Origin of the sequence: Citrobacter sp. Cpo074 (assembly GCF_030332745.1) — a bacterium.
GTDB lineage: Bacteria > Pseudomonadota > Gammaproteobacteria > Enterobacterales > Enterobacteriaceae > Citrobacter > Citrobacter portucalensis.
The window spans coordinates 132550-148606 of sequence record NZ_JAOWHG010000038.1 but is presented as its reverse complement, the minus strand read 5'-3'; the positions used below and the strand labels follow the sequence as shown (position 1 = coordinate 148606).

Sequence of the window (16057 nt, the reverse complement as noted above, 5' to 3'; positions counted from 1 at the left end):
CATCCGTAGCTCAGCTGGATAGAGTACTCGGCTACGAACCGAGCGGTCGGAGGTTCGAATCCTCCCGGATGCACCATCTTGTCCCTCCCTCTAAATCATTTCCACATACTCTCTGAACACCCCTCAATTCGCCGTCAGCGACAAAATCAATCAATTACGATAAAATAACGTCTGGTCACTCGGCTTGTGAGAAGACGATGTACGAACGTTATGCGGGTTTGATTTTTGATATGGATGGTACCATCCTGGATACCGAGCCTACGCATCGTAAGGCGTGGCATGAGGTATTGGGGCATTATGGACTACGGTTTGATGAACATGCCATGGTCGCTCTCAATGGTTCCCCAACGTGGCGTATTGCGCAGTCGGTAATTGAATTGAACCATGCCGATCTTGATCCTCATGCACTGGCACGTGAAAAAACCGACAAGGTGAGAAGCATGCTGCTGGATAGCGTCCAGCCTTTGCCGTTGGTTGATGTCGTGAAAGCCTGGCATGGTCGTCGTCCTATGTCGGTAGGTACGGGTAGTGAAAGCGCAATTGCAGAAGCGCTGCTCGCTCACCTTGGTCTGCGTCACTATTTTGATGCTGTAGTCGCAGCAGATCACGTACAACACCATAAACCGGCTCCTGATACGTTTTTGCTTTGTGCCGAACGTATGGGGGTTGTTCCGGCTCGTTGCGTCGTGTTTGAAGATGCCGATTTTGGAATACAGGCGGCGCATGCCGCGGGAATGGATGCCGTGGATGTCCGGTTATTGTGAGTGATGGACTGTCGCTCCTGTCACTGTTTGCCAGCAGTTTTCTCAGTGCCACGCTATTACCCGGCAATTCTGAAGTTGTTCTGGTTGCTTTGTTGGTTTCCGGGGGCAGTCATCCCTGGGTCTTAGTCTTAACAGCAACAATGGGTAATAGCCTTGGAGGGTTAACTAACGTTATCCTTGGGCGTTTCTTTCCATTGCGTAAAACATCGCGCTGGCAAGAAAAAGCCACAGGCTGGCTGCGGCGCTATGGCGCTGTCACACTATTATTAAGCTGGATGCCGGTTGTGGGGGATTTGCTGTGCCTGTTAGCCGGGTGGATGCGCATCTCGTGGGGCCCAGTTCTCTTTTTCTTATGCCTTGGCAAGGCGCTGCGCTATGTTGTTGTCGCAGCGGTTACGACACAAGGCATTATGTGGTGGCACTAATTGTGTTGTGGGATAGCCTTCAGGGTAACCAATACCATTATGCTAATTAAAACGATTTTGACAGGCGGGAGGTCAATTTGATCCCGGACGTATCACAGGCGCTGGCCTGGCTGGAAAACCATCCTCAGGCGTTAAAGGGGATTCAACGTGGTCTGGAGCGCGAAACGCTGCGTGTTAATGCAGATGGGTCATTAGCAACGACAGGCCATCCTGAGGTGTTAGGCTCAGCGCTAACGCATAAGTGGATAACCACTGACTTTGCCGAAGCATTGCTGGAGTTCATTACTCCACCCGGTGACGACATTGAGAAAATGCTCACGTTCATGCGCGACTTACATCGTTATACCGCCAGAAACCTTGGCGACGAGCGTATGTGGCCGTTGAGCATGCCTTGCTATATTGCCGAAGGTCAGGATATCGAACTGGCGCAGTATGGTACGTCGAATACCGGTCGCCTGAAGACGCTGTACCGTGAAGGCCTCAAAAACCGCTATGGCGCGTTGATGCAGACAATCTCGGGCGTACACTACAACTTCTCGCTGCCTATGGCTTTCTGGCAGGCGAAATGCGGTGTAACCGAAGGTGGGGATGCTAAAGAGAAGATCTCCGCGGGCTACTTCCGTCTGATCCGCAACTACTACCGTTTTGGTTGGGTGATCCCGTATTTGTTTGGTGCCTCCCCGGCCATTTGTTCCTCATTCCTGCAAGGAAAACCGACAACTCTGCCGTTTGAAAAAACCGACTGTGGGATGTATTACCTGCCGTACGCAACGTCGCTGCGTCTGAGTGATTTGGGCTATACCAATAAGTCGCAAAGCAATCTCGGAATTACGTTTAACGATTTGCATGAGTATGTGGCAGGATTAAAGCGCGCGATTAAGACGCCTTCCGAGGAGTACGCGGCGATCGGTCTGGAGAAAGACGGTAAGCGTCTGCAAATCAACAGCAACGTTCTGCAGATTGAAAATGAGCTGTATGCGCCTATTCGCCCGAAACGCGTCACTCGTCGTGGAGAAACGCCATCAGATGCGCTTCTGCGTGGCGGTATCGAGTACATCGAAGTACGCTCGCTGGATATCAACCCGTTCTCGCCTATCGGCGTGGACGAGCAGCAGGTGCGCTTCCTCGATCTGTTTATGGTCTGGTGTGCGCTGGCTGATGCCCCGGAAATGAGCAGCGATGAATTGCTGTGTACGCGTAAAAACTGGAATCGCGTGATTCTCGAAGGGCGTAAGCCTGGGCTGACGTTAGGTATTGGCTGTGAAACAGCCCAGTTCCCGCTGCCGAAGGTTGGGAAAGATTTGTTCCGCGATCTGAAACGCGTGGCACAAACGCTGGACAGCATCGATGGGGGAGAGGAGTATCTGAAGGTCTGTGATGAACTTGTTGCCTGTTTTGACAATCCTGAACTGACTTTCTCTGCCCGGATCCTACGGTCTATGATTGATGAAGGCATTGGCGGCACGGGCAAAGCGTTGGGTGAGGCTTACCGAAATCTGCTGCGTGAAGAGCCGTTAGAAATAGTGCAGGAAGCTGAATTTATTGCTGAAACCGAGGCTTCAAAGCATCGTCAGCAGGAGATCGAAGCGGCTGATACTGAGCCGTTTAGCGTGTGGCTGGAAAAGCACGCTTGATACAAAAGAAAAAGGCCACTCGGGAGTGGCCAAAATTTCATCTCTGAAAACAGGGATGATGATAACAAATGCGCGTCTTTCATATACTCAGACTCGCCCCGGAACAAAGAGTTCAGATTATTTTTAAAAAATTTATCGGAGGTGGCTAAATGCCGTTGTTAGATAGTTTTACTGTCGATCACACCCGGATGGAAGCTCCCGCGGTCCGGGTTGCAAAAACGATGAACACCCCGCATGGCGACGCAATCACCGTGTTTGATCTGCGTTTCTGCATTCCGAACAAAGAAGTGATGCCTGAGAAAGGTATCCATACGCTGGAACACCTGTTTGCAGGTTTTATGCGTAACCACCTTAACGGTAACGGCGTTGAGATTATCGATATCTCTCCGATGGGATGCCGTACCGGCTTCTACATGAGCCTGATTGGTACGCCGGACGAACAGCGCGTAGCCGACGCGTGGAAAGCGGCAATGGCGGACGTGCTGAAAGTACAGGATCAGAACCAGATCCCGGAGCTGAACGTTTACCAGTGCGGTACGTATCAGATGCACTCTCTTAGCGAAGCACAGGATATCGCGCGTCATATTCTGGAGCGTGATGTACGCGTGAACAGCAATGAAGAGCTGGCGCTACCGAAAGAGAAACTGCAGGAACTGCATATTTAGTCTTATTGATTAGCTGTTCCAGTATTTAAATTAACCCCGGTTTATGTCCGGGGTTTTTTATTGCTTAATATAATGTGTGTTTATTATATTTGCGGCGAGAATATATTTTAATTTAAATGATGCCTGACCTGTTAAATAATAAAGTGTGATCTGGCAAGCAGAAAACGGTGGATAATTAACGATGCCAGAGTGTATTGATCACATAAACTAAAAAACATAAATAATTAATAGAAAAACATAATGGAATGCGCCAGATATCCGGGTAATAACAAGACTCTTTTAATAGCCGGTAGATAGGTTTTTTATCAAATCTTATCTGGTATACATTAAACTTTAGGGATGAAAATGAAGGCTAAATATTTGGCGCTGATGATCGGTGCTTGCTTTTCTCATAACCTTTGGGCAGCAAATAATATCACTATTGAGCAGCGTCTGGCTGAACTGGAGCAACGTGTTGTTAATGCCGAAAAACGGGCATCCGATGCTGAGGCGCAAATTCGCTCGCTGAAGCAGCAGCAGGTCGCTGCTACGCCGACGGCGAATGTCCAGTCTGCCGAGCCGATTGCAGCAGGTGAAACTCCGCCTAAGCTGACATTATCTGGCTTCAGCGATATTAAGTTCTACGGCGATGTCGAATTTAATATGGATGCGGCAAGCCGTTCCGGTAGCCTGACATCGACGAGAACGTCAGCGAATAAAGATTGGGCACCAGGAACCAATGAACGCTGGGATATTAACGGACGCCTGTTGCTGGGTTTTGATGGCTACCAGCGGCGGGACAACGGTAATTTTGCAGGGTTCTCGGTACAGCCTCTGGCGGACCTGACCGGAAAAATGAACCTCGATGATGCCGTTTTCTTCTTTGGTCGTGAGAATGACTGGAAAATTAAGGTTGGTCGTTTTGAAGCCTACGATATGTTCCCGCTGAATCAGGATACGTTTGTTGAATATTCGGGGAATACAGCGAACGATCTCTACAGTGACGGTTACGGCTATATCTATATGATGAAAGAAGGACGGGGACGTAGCGACAGCGGGGGGAACTTCCTGCTGAGCAAAACCATCGACAACTGGTATTTCGAAGTTAACACATTGCTGGAAAATGGCAGTACGTTATATACCGAGAAGCAGTACCACGGAATGGATTTAACCAACGATAAAAACGTGGCTTACGTCCGTCCGGTTATCGCCTGGCAAAATGGGCGTTTTTCAACGGCGATAGCGATGGAAAGTAACGTCGTTAACAACGCCTACGGTTATTACCAAAATGGGACGTGGATCGATCAGTCAGATCGTACGGGCTATGGTTTTACCATGACCTGGAATGGTCAAAAAACGGACCCGGAAGATGGCGCAGTGATTAACCTGAATACCGCCTATATGGATGCGACCGATGAGACAGATTTTACCGCTGGGGTGAATGCGTTGTGGCATCGATTTGAACTGGGTTATATCTATGCGCATAACAAAATCGAAGCCTTCAATGCTACCAATATCGATGCCGTTTGTGAGGACGATTGCTGGATCACCGATCCCGGCAATTATGACATTCACACTATTCATGCCTCATATTTATTCCCCAATGTGATGGATATGAAAAACTTTAACATCTACCTCGGTGCCTATGCTTCATGGGTAGAGGCCAATCCGAATAATGGTGATAACAGCGAAGATGCGCGTTACGGCGGGCGTCTGAGATTCAAATATTACTTCTGATTATAGGTCTAATAAAAAAGGGATCCGCAGATCCCTTTTATCAGATAGTTAGTGTGCGCCACCGCCGCCGCCGCCCGCACCGAAGGGCGGTTTGGCGAACCACACCAGGCCAAGCAGGACCAGGAAGATCCCCGCCGACATCCAGAAGATTTCGTTAGCGGAAATAATCAGCCCCTGATTGGTGATCTGCTGAGCTATCCAACCTGAAGCCTGCTGGTGCGTCATCCCTAAATCCTGCAGCTTATCGTACATAGCCTGTGCATTTGGGTTGTAGGGGTTAACAGATTCCGTTAGCTGCGCATGATGCAGCGACTCGCGGTTTGTCCACATTGTCGTCGTAATCGATGTGCCAATGGAACCTGCCAGCGTTCGCGTAAAGTTCGACAAGCTGGATGCCGCCGCCAGACGCTCGGGCGGCAAGCCGGACAACGTAATGGTGGTTAGCGGCATAAAGAAGCAGGCTACCGCGAACCCCTGAATAAACTGCGGCCAGGCCGATGCGCCAAAGTCCATACCCGGCTCGAACGTCCACGCACGCCAGTAGAAACAGACGGCGTACATAATAAAACTGAACGTTACCAGCCGACGCATATCCAGCTTGTGCGCGAAGCGGCCGATAATCGGAGACAGGATCACCGGAATCACCCCAACCGGCGCTGACGCCAGACCAGCCCAGGTTGCTGTATAGCCGTATACCTCCTGCAACAGCTGCGGCAGCAGGACGATTGCGCCGAAGTAAAGCATATAGGCCAGGCTGATACACAGGCAGCCGATGGTAAAGTTGCGCGACTTAAACAGCGAGAGATCGACAATGGGGTGCTCGTCGGTAAGCTCCCAGACGATCAGGAAGCTGATAGCAACCACGGCGACCACAGTCAGGATGATTATCTCCTGCGAGGCGAACCAGTCCAGCTCTTTACCGCGGTCGAGCATAATCTGCAAACTGCCGATACCGATGACCAGCAGTGCCAGACCAATGGCGTCAATGCGCCGCTGCTCGGTTTTGGTTTCCCGACCGCGCAGGGTTTGCAGTGTCATCAATACCACCATAGCCCCGATTGGCACGTTGATAAAAAATATCCAGCCCCAGTGATAGTTGTCGCTGATATAGCCCCCAAGAATAGGACCACATATCGGGGCAACAATCACCGTCATCGACCATAGCGCGAGGGCGATGGAACGCTTGGCGGGTGGATAGTTATTCAGCAACAGGCTCTGTGACAGCGGAATTAATGGACCCGCGACAATGCCCTGTATTACACGGAAGAAAATCAGCATGTTCAGGCTGGTGGACATCCCGCATGCCCATGACGCAATGACGAAGGCGATAGTTGACCACATAAAGAGTCTTACTTCGCCAAAGCGTTTTGCCAGCCAGCCGGTGATCGGAATAGAGATAGCGTTCGCCACCCCAAATGAGGTGATAACCCAGGTCCCCTGGCTCAGTGAAGAGCCGAGGTTCCCGGCGATAGTGGGGATCGCCACGTTAGCAATGGTGGAGTCCAGCACCTGCATGAATGTCGCCAGGGACAGCGCGATCGTCATAATGACGAGCTGCGCGCCTTCCAGCGGTTTTTGCTGTTGCATCACACGCACCTTTGAATTAGCCCGCGTTGGCCCGCACGATCTCTTCGATCATCTTATTGACCGGAGCAAGGTTGATTTCACGTGCATTACTTTCTGATACCGGCGTGGTACGAACCTGGCTTGCCAGAATTTGTCCGTCACGATTTGAGGTATCTACCGTAACCAGCGTAGACAAACCAATACGTAATGGATGCTGTGCCAGTTGCTGCGCATCCAGCTCGATACGTACCGGCAGACGCTGGACGACTTTGATCCAGTTGCCGGTTGCGTTCTGCGCTGGCAGCAGGGAGAAAGCGCTGCCCGTACCCATATCGAGACCGACAACTTTACCGGTATATTTTACGTCATCGCCGTAAATATCGCTGATAACGGTCGCCGGTTGGCCGATACGCATGTGCGCGAGCTGTGTTTCTTTGAAGTTGGCATCTACCCACAGGTTAGTGGCCGGAACAACCGCCATCAGCGGCGTGGTTGGGCTAATTTGTGCACCAGGCTGTACGGCGCGACGGGATACATAACCGGTCATTGGGCTGACAATTCTGGTACGTTCCAGCGCCAGCCAGGCATTGCGCACTTCGGTGGCAGCCTGTTGCACAGCGGGTTGATCTTCCAGCTTGCTACCCAGAATCATCGCCTGGTTAGCATTATATTGTTGGATCGCGACATCAAGCTGGGCCTGAGCGCTGGCGACGGCATCACGAGCGTGTTGCAGCTCTTCACGGCCAATCAGGTTGGCATTGCCCAGCGGAACTCGGCGATTAAAGTCGCTTTGTGCCTGCGCCAGTGCGGTTTTTTGCACTTCAATGCTTGCCTGTAACTGCTTGCTGTTGATCATCAACTGGTGCGTCTGACGCACGCTGGAAGCCAGCGCAGTTTTGGCTTTTTCAAATGCCTGCTTTGCGTCTGTCTGGTCGAGGGTGACCAGCACATCGCCTTGTTTTACAAAGTCAGTGTTATCAGCCCAGACTTTCGTCACGCTGCCTGATACCTGAGCCATGATTTGAACCTGGTTCCCTGCCACGTACGCATCGTCTGTCTCTTCGACATGACGAAGTACTAAAAACCAATAAATCCCATATGCCACGGCAATGATAATAAAGAGCAAGGTCAGAAGGAGCAGCATACTTTTACGTTTGCCATTCTTCTTGACCGGTTGCTGCGGGGTTTGAGTCTCCGCATTTGCGCTCATGTTGTTCTCCACGATCTTATTTTTTTCACATCGGCTGAGCCGACCTGTTTATCAGACAGGCCAGCAGTATGCGTGCTGGCCTGTCGGTTTTTTCATTTATAAATCTGGATTTCTGAGCGAGTCGGCGCGTTAGCGCAGCGCTTCTAACACCGCGCCATCCTGCTCCATCTGATCAAGACGGGTCAGAAGTTTACGGGTAATTTGCTCAAGCTGATCTTTTTCGGTGGTGCTAAGAGACGACCAGAGCTGATGCAGGCAGTTATGCTGAGGCGGTAACACCTCTTGCAAAAATGCATGGCCTTTCTCGGTCAATTGCAGATGCAGACAGCGGCGATCGTTATCGCTTTCGCGACGTTCGATCCAGCCACGTTTTTCTAACTCATCCGCAATGCGGGTAGCGTTAGTGCGTGACGAGCCAAGCGCGCAACTCAGTTCAGAAGGCTGAATACTGTGGTTTTCCTGAGACTCCAGCGTAATCAACGCCATAAACAATGTCTCGTTAATCCCTTGAGCTTTCAGCATCTTATTGCGGTTTTCCAGCAACTTACCCTGCATGTGCATACAGAGGCGAGTCAGAAGCACTTCCTGATAAGGGAACTCTTCGTAGCGGCTGGCGCGAAATTTTAGCATTTGTTCAATGGGCGTAAACGAACTATCCATTTGGGTATAACCTCATTAATTTCAGCCGATATAGTAACGACAGTGACAAATAAAGTAAATGTATTATTTCTTTAAAATGATTGTTTTTATCTATAAGCCAACAAGCATTTTCCAGGCTAATCCATAGCCCAGAGCACTCAGTAACGTTGGAATGATGATGCTGCGGGTCTTATAGAAGCTTGCGCCCAGTATGACAAACCCCACCAGCGTAGGCACGAACCGACGAGCGTCGTGCATAACTTCTGGCGCGGTAGACACCACCAGCAGGGCGCAAATAGATGCAATGCCAATAGTGTCGAGTAGTATGCCCGTCGCGCCGCGCTTCGTCGGGCGAACATTGCCTACCCCAAGACGGAGCGGCAAATAACGAAAACAGTAATTAACGCAGCCGACCAACAGGCCAAGTAGCAGAACCTCATAGCTCATCAGGACCTCCCTGCCAAAATGACTGGATGAGCGCCGTCAGGCATCCGCAGACAATACCTGCAAGGATAGCGGCAGGTATGGAAAACAGCATGACGCCAGCCAGCGCCCCGGCCAGGGAGGCAGTCACGCAGAGCGCTTGTTTACGTTGGAATGACGCGAGCAGGAAGCTCATAAACAGCGCCGGGAGCATGAATCCCAGTGCCGCTTCAACCGCCGGGTAATCCTTGAGTAAACCACTGCCGGAAAACGCGCCGATCACCGTACCAAACACCCAGGAGGCCCAGGAGCACAGTGCGATGCCGATCATCCAGTTTTCACTCCAGCGCCGATTATCCCGGACCAGTTTTGCCGTTGCAGCGGCAAAGACTTCATCGGTAAGGCCAAAAGCCCACAGTGCACTTTTGGGTTTACTCAGTCGCTGGGCTATTCGGCTGCGCAGGGAAGGGCCGTACAAAACATGGCGGACATCCATGGCCATGACGGTAAGGGCGGCGACCCACAGCGAACTGCCCGCAGCGAGCATGGTGGTAATGACAAACTGGCTGGCTCCCGCATAGATAATGCAGGAGAAAAAGACGCTTTCAACCGGCGTAAAGCCAAGGCGAGTGGCATTGAGACCAAATGCAAAAGCGACCGGAATATAGCTGATGACTATTGGCAGGCTGTCTTTGAATCCTTCCGTTAACGTTGCCGAACAGGATTCAGACTGGGGTACAGGGCTTTCCATAGGGTTATAGGTTTCATTACCGAAATTAATATAACTTGGTTCAATGAGTTATAACCTTAGCAGACTGATGGGCTCCTTAACACCCTGTGGAGCCCAATCAGCGGTAAACATGCGCTATACGCTTAATTTACGGCTTCCTGACGGTGAAAACCTCGCCACCAGACCACCAGGTTGAGTACGGCAACGGTCGTACCCGCCAGACAAACGCCAGCCCACCCGGCATGCTGCCAGGCAGAGGCTGAAATTAGCGAACCTGCCGCTCCGCCAATAAAATAGCTGGTCATGTATCCGGCGGTCAGGCGATTACGCGCATCCGGATGAATGCGATAGATAACCGTCTGGTTGGTGATGTGTACTCCCTGAACGGTGAGGTCCAACACCAGAATACCGATAATCAGCATGGGGACGGAAGCGTGCCCAAGCCAAATAGCAAGCCAGGAGAGCAGCAGTAATAGCAGTCCTATGGTTGTGGTCAGGTGGGATTTACCTTTATCGGCAAAACCGCCCGCAGGACGTGCACCTAACGCCCCTGCGGCACCCGCCAGACCGAACAGACCAATCATTCCTTCCGAATAGTTAAACGGCGGCGCGGCGAGCAAAAACGCCATCGAGGTCCACAGGATACTGAAATTGGCAAAAGTCAGGCAGCCCAGCATCGCGCGGGTACGCAGCAATTTATCGTGAATAAACAGGCTGAATACCGAGCCTAACAGCTGAGGATAGTTAAGATGAGTATCGGATTTCATCTTCGGCAGGCCGCGCCACAGCGCAACCGCCATCAGCGCCATTAATACTGATGCGACCCAAAATACGGTGCGCCAGCCGCCAAGATTCGCCAGTAATCCTGCCACGGTGCGCGCCAGCAGAATACCCAGCAGCAGGCCGCTCATAATCGTGCCGACAACCTTCCCGCGCTTGTCTGGTGTGGCAAGCGTTGCCGCCAGCGGAACCAAAATCTGTGCCACTACCGAGAACAGCCCGGTCAGGGCAGTACCGAGAATCAGCATACCCAGCGACTGGCTGCTGGCGGTGATCAGCATGCCGCCAGCCGCGAGCAACGTCATGGAGACAATCAGCATCCGACGTTCAAACATATCGCCGAGCGGCACTAAGAACAGCAGGCCGGCGGCGTAGCCGAGCTGGGCCGCGGTGACGATAAACCCGGCGGTACTGGCAGATAGCGAAAAGTTGCGCGCGATGGTGTCGAGCAGCGGTTGCGCGTAATAGTTACTGGCGACGGCAAGGCCGGTGGCAATAGACATTAACAGGATCAGCGAAGGGCTAAGTCCCTGAGTAGTTTTCGTCATTGTTTTCAACTGAGTAATGGGTTGCAGAAAACAATCATAACGGAAGTGATTAAATGTTGCTGATTTGTTGAGTGATGGATTGTGCGATTGGGGGAGGGAGGATCGGCCGGATTAGGTGCATCGCGCCACCATCCGGCATTTATGCGGTTACAGGCCTGATGGCGCTACACTCATCAGGCCTGTGAGTGGATTATTTCTGCGCGGCCAGCGCTTCGTTCACCCAGCCGTCAAACTGCTGCTGGTGGGCTTTGATCCAGCCGTCAACGTGACCCTGTACGTCGGCTTCAGACGCTTTCCCGTCGTGCATCATTGCGTTCTGCGCGTTGATATCCGCCAGCGGCAGCTTCATGATGGCAAACAGTTTCGCCGCAGCCGGGTTTTTCTCCGCCCAGGCTTTATTGGCGACAATATGCATAGTGTTCACCGGGAAGCCGTAGTTGGCGCCGTTTGGCAGTTTGGTATCAATATCTTTCTGCTCGCCTGGCAGGGAAGAGAACGGCACCTGCAGCCAGACCACATCTTTACCAGGTTTCATTACGTCGCTCACCCAGTACGGTGTCCAGGTGTAGTAAAGAATGGGTTTACCTTCTTTGAAGCGGGTAATGGTGTCGGCCATCATCGCCGCATAGTTACCGTGGCTGACCTCGACGGTTTTTTCCAGATCGAAAGCTTTGTTCTGGTGGTTGATTACTGCTTCACAGCCCCAGCCCGGTGAACAGCCCATCATATCGGCTTTTCCGTCACCGTTGGTGTCAAAGATTTTGGCGATCTTCGGATCTTTTAACTGGGCGATATTGGTGATTTTATATTGCTCAGCGGTTTTCTTGTCGATCAGATAACCCTGTGCGGCACCCGTAACGAATACCCCCTCGCGATAAAACTTTTTGTCTCCGCCCGCAGCGGCGTACATATCATCATGCAGCGGCTGCCAGTTCACGGCGGTAAAAGTTGCATCGCCAGAGGCAATGGAGGTATAGCCGACGTTGTAGTCAACTTCGCTGGTTTTGTTAACGGTGTAACCCAGTTTCTCCAGCGCACGGGCGACTAACTGCGTCTGGAAGGATTCTTCAGAGATAGTGCTCTGGATTGGCTGTACGGTGATGCCTTTGCCCGGCAGGTCGGCAGCGAAAGTGCTGGTGGAGACAAGGGTGGCAAACGCTGTGGCAATAATTACTTTCTGTCGCATCGTTGTTCCTTATTACACTTCATCCTTCAAGCTGCCTCTTTGTTGGCTGCACTCATGCACCCCAGTCACGTACTACTTGTACGCTCTTGGGGATACATTCGTTTGCCGCCGCGATGCAACTTGAATGATTTTGTGTAAGTTAATGAATTGTATGCCCGGTAAGCAATGCGCCACCGGGCAACGGGTGTATTACTTCGTGAAAGGGCGAGTGATAAGCCCAATGGGACCGGTGGTGTACCAGCGACGGTTGCCACGACTACGCGAGTCGCGACCGACGGCCTGCGTCAGGCGGTCGAGAATGATAGCGAGGATCACAATCCCAACCCCGCCGACGGTGGCAAGCCCCATATCCAGACGACCGATTCCGCGTAGAACCATCTGGCCCAGTCCGCCGACGGCAATCATCGACGCGATGACGACCATTGAGAGCGCCAGCATCAGCGTCTGGTTAACCCCAGCCATAATGGTGGGCATTGCCAGCGGGAGCTGCACTTTAAACAGCATCTGACGCGGGCTGGCGCCAAACGAGCGCGAGGCTTCAATCAGATCGGCTGGCACCTGGTTAATCCCCAGAATAGTCAGACGCACGATTGGCGGCAGGGCGAAGATAATCGTCACCACTACGCCCGGGACGTTACCAATACCGAACAGCATGACAATCGGCACCAGATAGACAAACGCGGGTGTGGTTTGCATGGCGTCCAGCAGCGGGCGAACAATTTTTGCTGCCCGTGGACTGCGCGCCAACCAGATCCCCATCGGCAGACCGATCACCACGCAGAACAGCAGCGCGGTCAACACCAGCGCTAGGGTTATCATGGCCTGCGACCACGCGCCGATGGCACCGATGGCAATTAAGGAAATCAGCGTAGCAACGCCCATCCCCATGCCGGAAATCTGCCAGGCAATCAGCGCGAACAGGATAATCGCTACCGGGGCTGGCATACCTAACAGCAGCTGTTGAAAGCCGTTGAGAATGTAATCCACCGGGACACGAATGCCCTGGAAGACCGGACGGAAATGGGTAACGACCCAGTCGATCCCCTCTGTGACCCAACTGTCCAGCGGGATCAGCGTTTTATGGAACGGATCCATAATATTGAAATGCTCTGGTGCCGGCGCGGGTGCGCTGGTCAGCCAGTCCGCGCCACCACCGTCAGTGGGTGCGCCTGATGGCGTACTCCAGGCATCAGCATTTTGTGCGGCACTGTCGGCCGCTGGTGTGGTGTCCCACGGATTAGTTTGATCAGCCATTGTTTACCCCCTCACGATCTAAAGCCTGTAACAGCATGCGTTTTGAAATGACGCCCACATACTGCTGTTCCTCATCTACAACCGGCACCGCGCACGGGGCCTGACCGACATGAGAAAGCAACTCGCTGAGAGGGGTTTGTGCATCTACGGCTAACGGCTCATCGATCAATGCCGCTTCAATACCTTGCGCCTGACTTAACGCTGTTTTTAATGAGTCGATAGAGACAACGCCAACGAATTTATTGCCGCGTTCGATCACGTAACCATATTCGCGATCTTTGTCCTGCAATAATTGCAGCGCAGAACGTGGACCCACCCCGGGGTTTTTACGAATCAAACCTTCGGGACTACGGCGTGAAATATCTTTCGCGCTAAAGACCTGGCTAATATCGACACCACGGAAGAAGGTGCGTACATAATCATTGGCCGGATTATTCAGGATTTCATCTGGCGTGCCGACCTGGACCACTTCACCGTTTTGCATAATGGCAATTCTGTCGCCAATACGCATGGCTTCGTCGAGGTCATGCGATATAAAGACCACGGTACGTTGATGCTTCGCCTGTAGTTTTACCAGTTCATCCTGCATCTCAGTACGAATTAATGGATCGAGGGCTGAGAAGGCCTCATCCATTAATAAGATGTCAGGGTTAATGGCTAATGCGCGGGCGAGGCCTACACGCTGGCGCATCCCCCCGGAAAGTTCATCCGGGTAGCCGTGAGCATAATTCTCCAGACCAACCTGGCGCAGCGCATCTAACGCTTTTTCACGACGTTCATCCGCACCTACGCCGGCTAATTCCATGCCGAATGCCGTATTGTCGAGAACCGTCATGTGCGGCATCAGGGCAAAGGACTGGAACACCATCGCAATCTTTTTTCTGCGCACCTCGCGAAGCTCAGCATCGGATATCCGGGCGATGTCTACGCCGTCAATCAATACCTGTCCGCGGGTGGGTTCAATCAGGCGATTGAGAAGGCGTACCATTGTGGATTTACCCGAACCGGATAATCCCATGATGACAAATATCTCGCCTTCTTCAATGGCCAGACTGGCGTTCTTAACGCCAAGCGATAGCCCTGTTTTATCCAGAATCTGCTCTTTTGAAAGTCCTTTTTCAATATATTTGAAGGCTCTCTGGGGATGCTCTCCAAATATCTTATAGAGATTTTTAACTTCTAATTTAATTGCCATGCAATAGAATGATTCCTGTTATTTGTTTATATCGATATATTACCTGATGGAAATAGTGACCTTTTTCTACCCTAACATACTGAGAATTTGAGACAACCCTGAATTTGGTTGTGGCATGAATATTGCCAAAGGCCAGATGGCGGGACTTCCCGTGATATAAGGGCTGAGCGCGAATGTGAACGGGGTAATATTTTTTGTAAATGGCAATGAAAAATCGCCTGAATTGCTGGAATACAGGCGAATAATGCGGCTGATATTGAGTGTAGATCACACAATTATATTTGCACGACAAAAGTGTGATCCTGTTAAAATATTTCCGCGAAAAATGTACGGTATTTTCCGTGAAAATGAGTGCTAGAAATTCCAGTCGTCATCTTCGGTTTCGACCGCTTTTCCCATCACATAAGATGAGCCGGAACCCGAGAAGAAATCGTGGTTTTCGTCAGCGTTGGGCGACAGTGCGGCAAGGATTGCCGGGTTAACCTCCGCCATTTCAGGCGGGAATAGCGCCTCATATCCCAAATTCATTAATGCCTTATTGGCGTTGTAACAAAGGAAGGCTTTGACGTCATCCACCCAGCCGGTTTCTGCATACAACTCTTCAGTATAACGCGCTTCGTTATCATACAATTCCATCAGCAGGTCAAAGGCAAAATTCTTTAACTCCTCGCGTGCGGATTCGCAAATATGCTCCAGACCTTTTTGATATTTATAACCAATGTAATACCCATGAACCGCTTCATCACGAATGATCAGACGAATGAGATCGGCGGTATTGGTCAATTTGCCGCGGCTGGAAAAATACATTGGCAACCAGAAGCCAGAATAGAACAGGAAGGATTCCAGAAACACGCTGGCTATTTTTTTCTTCAACGGTTCGTCGCTGGCGTAATGTGTCAAAACGATCTGCGCTTTGCGCTGAAGTGGGGTATTTTCCTCACTCCAGGCGTAGGCAGCATCCACGTCTTTGGTCTGGCAAAGGGTAGAGAATATTGAGCTGTATGAACGGGCGTGCACCGCCTCCATAAAGCTGATATTCGACAGCACCGCCTCTTCATGCGGCGTTAACGAATCAGCCATTAACGCTGGCGCTCCGGCAACATTCTGAATGGTGTCGAGCAGCGTCAGCCCGGTAAAAACGCGGATTGTTAACTGCTGTTCGGCGGCGTTCAACGTTTGCCAGGCCGGAATGTCATTGGAGAGCGGGACCTTTTCCGGGAGCCAGAAGTTACTGGTCAGACGGTTCCATACCTCAAGATCTTTATCATCCTCAATCTTGTTCCAGTTGATGGCGCTCACGCGGGATAATGTCATTTTCTCCT

15 protein-coding genes are annotated in these 16057 nt (G+C 51.5%); 5 read left to right on the top strand and 10 right to left on the bottom strand.

Annotation, left to right across the window (positions count from 1 at the left end; genetic code table 11):
- Positions 1-197: 197 nt before the first annotated feature.
- The 5 genes from yqaB (at position 198) to OGX83_RS22415 (ending at position 5204) form a co-directional block, all read left to right on the top strand.
- Entirely contained in the window at positions 198-764 is a 567-nt protein-coding gene (yqaB, locus tag OGX83_RS22435) for a fructose-1-phosphate/6-phosphogluconate phosphatase (protein WP_008785616.1), read from the top strand.
- Complete coding sequence (locus OGX83_RS22430) at positions 761-1189, top strand: YqaA family protein (protein ID WP_218667218.1); 429 nt, start codon at positions 761-763, stop codon at positions 1187-1189. The genes yqaB and OGX83_RS22430 overlap by 4 nt, the downstream gene beginning before the upstream one ends.
- Before the next feature lie 77 nt (positions 1190-1266).
- The gene (gene gshA / locus OGX83_RS22425) at positions 1267-2823 is read left to right on the top strand and encodes a glutamate--cysteine ligase (protein WP_286589218.1); all 1557 of its coding nucleotides are present in this window, start codon (positions 1267-1269) and stop codon (positions 2821-2823) included.
- 149 nt (positions 2824-2972) lie between these two features.
- The gene (gene luxS / locus OGX83_RS22420; protein ID WP_003037312.1) at positions 2973-3488 is read left to right on the top strand and encodes an S-ribosylhomocysteine lyase; all 516 of its coding nucleotides are present in this window, start codon (positions 2973-2975) and stop codon (positions 3486-3488) included.
- A gap of 345 nt (positions 3489-3833) precedes the next feature.
- Complete coding sequence (locus OGX83_RS22415; RefSeq protein WP_286589215.1) at positions 3834-5204, top strand: carbohydrate porin; 1371 nt, start codon at positions 3834-3836, stop codon at positions 5202-5204.
- A 48-nt stretch (positions 5205-5252) separates the two neighbouring features.
- Here OGX83_RS22415 and emrB read toward each other — a convergent pair whose 3' ends face one another.
- The 10 genes from emrB to nrdF all read right to left on the bottom strand — a co-directional run bounded on the left by emrB (position 5253) and on the right by nrdF (position 16049).
- Positions 5253-6791, bottom strand: a complete 1539-nt coding sequence (gene emrB / locus OGX83_RS22410) for a multidrug efflux MFS transporter permease subunit EmrB (RefSeq protein WP_286589212.1) — start codon at positions 6789-6791, stop codon at positions 5253-5255.
- A gap of 16 nt (positions 6792-6807) precedes the next feature.
- Positions 6808-7980 (bottom strand): multidrug efflux MFS transporter periplasmic adaptor subunit EmrA, encoded by a 1173-nt coding sequence (gene emrA / locus OGX83_RS22405; protein ID WP_003825968.1) that lies wholly within the window; start codon positions 7978-7980, stop codon positions 6808-6810.
- A 129-nt stretch (positions 7981-8109) separates the two neighbouring features.
- A complete protein-coding gene (gene emrR, locus OGX83_RS22400; protein ID WP_003037300.1) occupies positions 8110-8640 on the bottom strand; it encodes a multidrug efflux transporter EmrAB transcriptional repressor EmrR in 531 nt (176 codons plus the stop codon).
- A 90-nt stretch (positions 8641-8730) separates the two neighbouring features.
- Positions 8731-9066, bottom strand: a complete 336-nt coding sequence (ygaH, locus tag OGX83_RS22395) for an L-valine transporter subunit YgaH (protein WP_003825969.1) — start codon at positions 9064-9066, stop codon at positions 8731-8733.
- Positions 9056-9793, bottom strand: a complete 738-nt coding sequence (locus OGX83_RS22390; protein WP_003825971.1) for an AzlC family ABC transporter permease — start codon at positions 9791-9793, stop codon at positions 9056-9058. The genes ygaH and OGX83_RS22390 overlap by 11 nt, the downstream gene beginning before the upstream one ends.
- Before the next feature lie 122 nt (positions 9794-9915).
- Positions 9916-11100, bottom strand: a complete 1185-nt coding sequence (locus OGX83_RS22385; protein ID WP_071445458.1) for an MFS transporter — start codon at positions 11098-11100, stop codon at positions 9916-9918.
- 190 nt (positions 11101-11290) lie between these two features.
- Entirely contained in the window at positions 11291-12286 is a 996-nt protein-coding gene (proX, locus tag OGX83_RS22380) for a glycine betaine/L-proline ABC transporter substrate-binding protein ProX (protein ID WP_003825976.1), read from the bottom strand.
- Between the two features lie 189 nt (positions 12287-12475).
- Entirely contained in the window at positions 12476-13540 is a 1065-nt protein-coding gene (gene proW, locus OGX83_RS22375; RefSeq protein ID WP_286589210.1) for a glycine betaine/L-proline ABC transporter permease ProW, read from the bottom strand.
- The gene (proV, locus tag OGX83_RS22370; RefSeq protein WP_003825980.1) at positions 13533-14735 is read right to left on the bottom strand and encodes a glycine betaine/L-proline ABC transporter ATP-binding protein ProV; all 1203 of its coding nucleotides are present in this window, start codon (positions 14733-14735) and stop codon (positions 13533-13535) included. Before proV ends, proW begins: the two co-directional genes overlap by 8 nt.
- A gap of 354 nt (positions 14736-15089) precedes the next feature.
- On the bottom strand, positions 15090-16049 hold the full coding sequence (gene nrdF, locus OGX83_RS22365) for a class 1b ribonucleoside-diphosphate reductase subunit beta (RefSeq protein ID WP_032944704.1): 960 nt from the start codon (positions 16047-16049) through the stop codon (positions 15090-15092).
- Positions 16050-16057: the final 8 nt, after the last annotated feature.